We start from the raw sequence: 4,857 nt of genomic DNA on the forward strand, positions 1-4,857 counted from the left end.
TCGATTTTCGCTTCAGCTTTTCGGCAATGGCATTGAGAATCATAAGGTGCTCCTCCAACAAATCGGAGCATCTTTTCACCGCACAAATCTCAAGGCTCGGTTAATACTCAAACTTTGCGACAGCCCCAAAGGAACCTCAAAAAGAGGGCAACCACCTGCCGCCCTCTCGACTAAACTCAACATAAGGAATGTTAGATTAGCAGCTGTAATACATAGCGAATTCAACTGGGTGCGGTGTGTGTTCGAACAGCTCTATTTCTTCCATTTTCAGCTCGATGTAGCCTTCGATCTGACCTTTGGTGAAGACGTCGCCAGCAAGCAGGAACTCGTGGTCAGCTTTCAGGCAATCGATGGCTTCACGCAGGGAACCACAAACGGTCGGAATGCCTTCGAGTTCTTCAGCAGGCAGATCGTAGAGGTTCTTGTCCATTGCATCGCCCGGATGGATCTTGTTCCTGATGCCGTCAAGGCCAGCCATCAGCAGAGCAGAGAAGCAGAGGTACGGATTAGCGGACGGATCCGGGAAGCGAGCTTCAACGCGTTTTGCCTTTGGAGATTCGGTCCAAGGAATACGGATGCAGCCGGAACGGTTGCTAGCAGAATATGCGCGTAAAACAGGGGCCTCGAAGCCAGGGATCAGACGCTTGTAGGAGTTGGTGGACGGGTTGGTGAAAGCGTTCAGGGTCTTGGCGTGCTTCAGGATACCTCCGATGAAGTGAAGGGCTTCCTGAGACAGGTCAGCATATTTGTCGCCAGCGAAGAGGGGTTTGCCGTCTTTCCAAATGGATATGTTGCAGTGCATGCCGGAACCACTGTCCCCATAGATTGGTTTAGGCATGAAAGTGGCGGTTTTACCGTATGCCTGAGCTACGTTGTGGATGACGTATTTGTATTTCTGTTGTTCGTCAGCCTGTTTGGTCAGGGGGCCGAAGATCATACCGAGTTCGTGCTGGCAGGACGCCACTTCGTGATGATGTTTATCAACTTTCATGCCGATGCTCTTCATGGTGGAGAGCATTTCAGAACGGATGTCCTGCGCATAGTCGGTAGGGTTGACGGGGAAATAGCCGCCTTTAACACCCGGACGATGACCGGTGTTGCCGGTTTCGTATTCGGTGTCGCTGTTCCATGCGGCATCGATTGCGTCGACTTCAAAAGAAACCTTGTTCATGGTGTTGGCATAACGAACATCGTCGAAGATGAAGAATTCTGCTTCTGGGCCCCAGTAGGAGACGTCGCCGACACCGGAAGATTTCAGATAAGCTTCAGCTTTTTCTGCGGTGCCGCGCGGGTCGCGCTCATAAGGCAGGCCGGTGTCTGGCTCAACGACGGAGCAATGTACGCAGAGGGTTTTTTCTGCATAGAACGGATCGATGTAAACGCTATCGCAGTCCGGCATCAGTTTCATGTCGGAAGATTCAATCGATTTCCAGCCCGCGATAGAGGAACCGTCAAACATGAGGCCTTCTTCGAGGAAGTCTTCATCTACCTGGTCTTCCATAACGGTGACGTGCTGCAGCTTGCCACGCGGGTCGGTGAAGCGAATATCAACATACTTGATTTCTTCATCTGCGATCATCTTCACAATTTCAGCTGGTGTGCTCATTCCGGAGTCCTTTGTTCTTGAGCGCTTGGATTGGTCGACCAGGGTTTCGGTAAGCTTTCTGTTTTCAACACACTGATCGAGAGATATGCTAATATTTCAAACGGCTTCATTGCCTGTTTCGCCGGTGCGGATACGGATCACCTGATCGATATCTGAGACAAAAATCTTGCCGTCACCGATGCGTCCAGTCCGGGCACATTTTTGGATTGCTTCGATGGCCATGTCGACCTGACCTTCATCGAGCACAACTTCCACCTTTGTTTTTGGCAAAAAGTCCACCACATACTCGGCGCCACGGTACATTTCGGTATGGCCTCTCTGACGACCGAAGCCCTTGGCGTCAATCACCGTGATGCCTTGCAGGCCCACTTCCTGCAGCGCTTCTTTGACCTCCTCAAGCTTGAACGGCTTAATGATCGCTTCAAGTTTCTTCATGATATCTTGCCTCCGAGAATAATTAAATTTGCACGCACTTTAATCACATTGCACATTTTGTGGTCAGTTCAATCCATAATATGTGCATAACTGGTAATCAAACTGCTGTTAAATGTGCGGGTAGCTGCGTTCTGCCGCAGTAAAGGGTCTCCGGTCGCAAATCCAGAATGGGAGTGCCCGTTGGACACTCCAGTCTTCCAGATACGTGAATGAGGTTCTTTTCGATCTTTCGGACAAGTCCTAACCCGATTCCAATCGGGTTAGGACGGTCAAGTGTGCAAGTTGCAAAAACGCCGAGTTCCTCTGCATCGTCCGGCGGATTACTTTTCAGAACGCTGCGATTTGCCTCTCGAAGCCAGTATAAAATTGTCAGCTCGCTGATTGTCTCGAGGCCAATGCAGCCATCAAAATAGACTGCATCCAGTTCAAGGACATAGTTGCGATCGTAATCTCGATAAGAGCATGAAGTGGTGTCCATCGGGCAACAATCTGTTGTCCAGATCGTGCCAATCGGCACCAACTCATAGGGGTGAGGTTGGCAATAAAACATGGTGAAGTTCCTTTGTCGGTTTTGTGGAGCGGCCTAATCCGGCTAGAAGAAAGGTTTTCTGATGGCCTTGAAGCTTTTTTTTGGGGGGGCAAAGCGGATATCAGGCAGCTCGATTGCGCCGATCTGTCATTACCGCCTGATAGTTGGAGAAGAGAATAATAGCTCCGCCCAGCAGCACCCAGACATCGATGAACTCGCCATAGGCGTAGTAGCCAACAATGGCTGCCATTGGCACTCGGAGGAAGTCGATGGGGATGACAACCGACGCATCCAGTATTCTCAGGGCCTGAGCCTGACAGAAATGTGCGCTCAACGCACCGGCTCCTGCCAGTACCATCCAGGGCAAAGTATGCCAGTGAACCGGCTCCCAGTCAGTTAGAGCGAGCACAAAGCCCAAGGGCAATTGGATCAGGATCATCCAGACAACGATAGCTCCGGCGGAACACTGTTGGGTTAGCTGTTTCACGCAGATTAGCGATAGACCATAGCCTGCCGCAGCTAACAGCACGAACACTGACGCAGGATCAACCATGCTGATTCCTGGCCGCACAATAACGAGAACACCGACAAAGCCTCCGATCGTGGCAAGAAGTCGCGGTCCCGTAAGCCTTTCTCCAAGAATGAGCCAAGCGAAGAAAGCAACCCAGATCGGCATTGTGAATTCTAATGCGAAGACCGATGCAAGAGGCAAAAATACCACGCCAATCGTCCAGAAATACTGAGCAGTAAAATGCACAATGTTGCGAATGAAATGCAGGCGCAGCATTTTCTTTTCCTGCACTTCCGGCAACAGCTTTCGAGCCAGAACAAGAATAATAATTAGGCCAACGAGCGCTCGGAAAAACAGCACCTGCTGGATGGAAAGGGAGCTTGCCAGCTCGCGGGAGCCAATCGACATGCCGATAAAGGAGATCATGCTGAGTGCCATCCAAACTAGTCCGCGGCCAAAGCCTAACTCGTCGTTGGAGACAAATGACGGTCCAGTAACTTTCATGAGCGTCTGTTCCTTGCTTATTAAATGTTTCTTCAGTTCTTTAGGGGGGGAGGAAGATGCCTTCACATGATGTGCGAAAGGCTCAGGCTTTCTCGACCGGAGGAGTAACTGCTTCAACAACCAACCGTTGGATGCGGCCATCCCGTGTTTGCCAATCCATTGACTGACCCTTGGATAGGCCTATCAGTGCCACTCCAATGGGTGTCAGAATGGAGAGCCGGTCTAAAGCGATGTCAGCTTTGCCCGGATACACCAGTGTTATCTGGCGGGAAGGGCCGGAGTTTCCTGAAAAACGCGCATAGGAGCCCATTCGGATTACGTCGCTACTGATGTCCTCGTCGGGAACGACGCGTGCTCGGTCGAGTTCGGCATATAGAACCTCAACCACGGAAGATATGGTGCTTTCATTCTTTTCGGCCAACAGCATCAGCCGGTTGGCGTCAGTTTGTGTGATCGTAATATCTGGTTTGAGGAAGGCATCTGTGCTCATGGCTACAATTGCTCCATGCCTGCCGCAAATACGGCAAGTCTGTAATCCGTTGGTGCGGATCTGAGTGTAAATTTTCAGGTGAAATGTCGCGTGACCAACGATACTATGAACGCCGGATGGCTTGTTGCCGCTACCCCTCGACCGGGCGCGACGCGTCCGAGTCGGGGGCTACCCGCCTGCGATAAGGCACATCCGTTTGAGAAAGAGGGTGGAGCAAATGTAGGTCATAAGTCCAATGTGGTCTCGGGTACAACCAAAGTCAAGCTGTACGACTGGCAAATTCTTTTTACTGTGAAATACTGGGAGCAGGGCGGTTTACAACCAAGATTCAATAGTATTTTGAAAGGAAACTAGGCCGTATTGACAAAAGAGGTTTCAAATCAGTTGATTTCTGAATGAAGGGCGCTTTTACCAAGACCTTTATGAGCATTCGGTCTATGTGGGTTTCTGGCGCTGGGCCAAATAAGGCGTCTGGGACGCCATGCTGGGGACGCTCATCGAGCTCGGTCTAACCGATGACTGGCGACATATGGAAGACAAGGCGATCATCCGGCGCCATTCGCAGGCAGCTGATGCAAAGGGGAGTCTCAAGGAAGGCTTTGGTCGATCGCACGACGGTTTTACGAGCAAGATCCATGCCCGGTTTGGGGCGCCCGGGCTCGTCGCAAAGTTTTAAGTAGGCCCTATTTATCCTGTGATCGGCGTCATTTTCATGCTTCGTTAACTTTTTGAAGTCCGAAGAGAAGGGCAATAAGATCATTCTGTTCACGAACGGTCCACTG

At 50.9% G+C, this 4,857-nt stretch carries 5 protein-coding genes and 1 pseudogene; 1 reads left to right on the forward strand and 5 read right to left on the reverse strand.

All coding sequences use genetic code 11. The features are described from left to right. Nucleotides 1–196: 196 nt before the first annotated feature. From glnA to rnk, 5 genes are all read right to left on the reverse strand, one after another. A complete protein-coding gene (gene glnA / locus DSL70_RS22095; RefSeq protein WP_119310145.1) occupies nt 197–1,606 on the reverse strand; it encodes a type I glutamate--ammonia ligase in 1,410 nt (469 codons plus the stop codon). Nucleotides 1,607–1,702: 96 nt separating this feature from the next. Beyond that, nucleotides 1,703–2,041, reverse strand: coding sequence for a P-II family nitrogen regulator (locus tag DSL70_RS22100; protein ID WP_090075502.1), 339 nt, complete (start codon nt 2,039–2,041; stop codon nt 1,703–1,705). Nucleotides 2,042–2,138: 97 nt separating this feature from the next. Beyond that, entirely contained in the window at nt 2,139–2,591 is a 453-nt protein-coding gene (locus DSL70_RS22105) for a TrmO family methyltransferase domain-containing protein (RefSeq protein ID WP_119310146.1), read from the reverse strand. Nucleotides 2,592–2,691: 100 nt separating this feature from the next. Further along, entirely contained in the window at nt 2,692–3,585 is an 894-nt protein-coding gene (locus DSL70_RS22110; protein ID WP_205563544.1) for a DMT family transporter, read from the reverse strand. Nucleotides 3,586–3,667: 82 nt separating this feature from the next. After that, on the reverse strand, nt 3,668–4,075 hold the full coding sequence (rnk, locus tag DSL70_RS22115; protein WP_119310147.1) for a nucleoside diphosphate kinase regulator: 408 nt from the start codon (nt 4,073–4,075) through the stop codon (nt 3,668–3,670). A gap of 427 nt (nt 4,076–4,502) precedes the next feature. Between rnk and DSL70_RS22925 the strand changes: the two are divergent. Further along, nucleotides 4,503–4,733, forward strand: a pseudogene (locus tag DSL70_RS22925) (IS5 family transposase); the annotation flags it as partial. Between the last annotated feature and the right edge of the window lie 124 nt (nt 4,734–4,857).

The sequence above is a fragment of the Cohaesibacter haloalkalitolerans genome (assembly GCF_003574655.1).
GTDB classification, from domain to species: Bacteria; Pseudomonadota; Alphaproteobacteria; order Rhizobiales; family Cohaesibacteraceae; genus Cohaesibacter; species Cohaesibacter haloalkalitolerans.

What these genes read in the sequence shown, in the direction of transcription:
- glnA (WP_119310145.1), bottom strand. Translation starts at nt 1,606, where the DNA reads ATGAGCACACCAGCTGAAATTGTGAAGATGATCGCAGATGAAGAAATC.
- DSL70_RS22100 (WP_090075502.1), bottom strand. Translation starts at nt 2,041, where the DNA reads ATGAAGAAACTTGAAGCGATCATTAAGCCGTTCAAGCTTGAGGAGGTC.
- DSL70_RS22105 (WP_119310146.1), bottom strand. Translation starts at nt 2,591, where the DNA reads ATGTTTTATTGCCAACCTCACCCCTATGAGTTGGTGCCGATTGGCACG.
- DSL70_RS22110 (WP_205563544.1), bottom strand. Translation starts at nt 3,585, where the DNA reads ATGAAAGTTACTGGACCGTCATTTGTCTCCAACGACGAGTTAGGCTTT.
- rnk (WP_119310147.1), bottom strand. Translation starts at nt 4,075, where the DNA reads ATGAGCACAGATGCCTTCCTCAAACCAGATATTACGATCACACAAACT.